General features: G+C 66.8%; 1 protein-coding gene. It reads right to left on the bottom strand.

Annotation, left to right across the window (positions count from 1 at the left end; translation table 11 throughout):
• Positions 1–407: 407 nt before the first annotated feature.
• Positions 408–2,168 (bottom strand): T9SS type B sorting domain-containing protein, encoded by a 1,761-nt coding sequence (locus FY528_RS21095; protein WP_149072984.1) that lies wholly within the window; start codon positions 2,166–2,168, stop codon positions 408–410.
• Between the last annotated feature and the right edge of the window lie 120 nt (positions 2,169–2,288).

Here is a 2,288-nt window from a genome sequence, read left to right as displayed (position 1 = left end):
AAATTGATGCGGGTGGGGGATAGCACCCAGTTCTTCATCTGAGAAGATTGGGCTACTGCCGGAGCCGGGAGGAGCAAGGCCACCCCGAGGGCGCGGCAGGCAAGCCGTAAAAGCGGTTTCATAAGAGTATGAAGAAAGGAAATAAGTTAAATGCGTATTGGGGCAATAGGGTAGAGTAGGGCAGGGTAGGGCAGGGTACCCCGCTGGAGGGGCCACGAAAGCCAGTGCGAAGAAAGCGCAAAGTACTGTCGAAGCCCCGGACGGTCCTACTGCCGCCCGCAGAAAGTGCCTGGCCAAAACCTACGGGTTTCCGGGCAAGGGGCCAGGCTGGCGGCGGCGGCAGGATACCGGGCAGGCCGGGCCGGGCCGCCTGCGCGGGTACTTCACCCGGCCCGCAGTCCGGTGGCCTAGCGCAGCACTTCCACCCAGCCGCGGTAGGTGCGCCGGTAGCGCGCATCCAGCACGTGGTAGTAGTAGAGACCGGGGGCCACGCCCGGCCCGGGCCAGGTATTGTGGTAGTCGGCGCTGGCGTGTACCTGCCGGCCCCACCGGTCGTAGAGGCGCAGTCCCAGCGGGCGTTGGATGAGGCCTTGGATGACGAAGAAGTCATTGCGCCCATCGGCATTTGCCGTAACAACGTTGGGAATCTGCAGGGGGGCGCAGTCCTGGGTCCGAACGAGCACCGTAGCCGTGGCCTGGCCGCAGGCCGTGGTCACCAGCACCGGCACCAGCCCGGCCCGGGAAGTGGTGTAAGTAAGCGCCCGGCTGCCGTCGGGCCAGGTGTAGGTGGTGCGGGGCGGGGGCGGGGGCAGGCGCAGCGTCAGGGGCTCGGCGGCACACATGAGCGTATCGGCGGGCAGGGGCGGCAGCACCGGCCGGGTGCCGGCCGGCACCAGCACACTGTCCTGCACGGGGCAGCCCGCGGTGGTGGTAGCCGTAAGCCGGTACCAGCCCGGCTGGTACACGGAGCGGGTGGCGCCGGTTGGGCCGTCGGCCCAGCGGTAGTCAGTAAAGCCAGCGGCCGCCGTGAGCGTAGAGGCGCTACCGGGGCACAGCGCGGCGGCGGGGGCGGGCAGCAGGCGCAGGTCCGCTGACTGGCGGGTTACTACTACGGTATCCTGCACAGTACCGCAGCCAAAGTCGGCCGCCACGATGTAGCGGCCCGGCTCGGTGACGGTGATGGTGCGGGTGGTTTGGCCCGTGCTCCAGCGGTAGGCGGCAAAGCCGGCCGAGGCTGTGAGCGTGAGTGAGCTGCCGGCCGTTGGGCACAGCTGGCGGTCGGGGCCGGCGCTGAGGGTAAGCTCCGCCGGCGGCACGGCCACCACCGACACGTCGTCGATGGCGTAGCGGCAGGAAGAGACGGTCGGCTCGGTTGGCCGGGGCAGCAGGCGGCGCATGGTGGTTTGCTCAGTGGGGCGGAAGTTACCCAGGGTCAGGTACTGCTCGCCGCCCTGGGCCACGAAGGTGCCGGTAATGTGCACGTAGTTGACGGTATCGGTGAGCAGCTGGCCCCGGGCCAGCCCTACCTGGGCCGGGTAGCCAATCAGGTTGGTGCCGTCCGCGTGGTAGATGACCTCCCGCGAAACGTAGGCGCTCAGTCCGTCGGAAGCCACGGGGGGAACCAAATCGGGTAGCTTGCCGACTAGGCCCAGCAGCCGGGCGTAAAACGTAATGCGGTAGGTACAGCCAGCCTGCAGCGGGGCCAGCAGCTTGGCCTGGGCGTAGGCGTGGTCCTTGTCGTAGGTGGCGTTGCTGCCGGGTACGTATTCTCCATTAACGTATATATAGATGTAGCCCTCTCCCGAGTGGGGCTGAAACCAGGGCCGGGGCGGAGCCGGCCACAAAGGCTCTACGTTACAAGGCAATAGATGGCCCACGCCCCCGGTAAGGCTCTGCCAGCCCGGCGAGCCGGTACCATAGGTCCCATCGCCGGGTTGGGTGCCGAACCCTCGCATTCCATTGCCTCCCGTAGTAGAATAGCCCTTCCCACACAGTACATACTCCTCGAAGCCAGGATTAGGTACTAGGTTCTGGGCCCGCAGGTTCAGGCAGCAGAGGCAACCAGCCAGCAGCAGTATGCTCCGCAGCCGGAGCAGCCAGTGCCTAATGCGGCAGGTGCCGGGATACGCCTCCGGCCGGAGCCAGGAGGCGTAAATAACGGAGTCCATGGCGGGCTAGCGGGTTTTCAGCAGCCGGCCGGTTTCCAGCCGGTCAGTGAGCAGGTGGTAGTAATAAACACCCGGGGGCAGGCCCGTAACGTCCAACGCCAGCTCCTGCTCGCCGGCCTC

This window comes from Hymenobacter lutimineralis, assembly GCF_008271285.1.
Classification (GTDB): Bacteria; Bacteroidota; Bacteroidia; order Cytophagales; family Hymenobacteraceae; genus Hymenobacter; species Hymenobacter lutimineralis.
The sequence above is the reverse complement of the archived record's forward strand: the minus strand, read 5'-3'. Positions and strand labels throughout refer to the sequence as shown.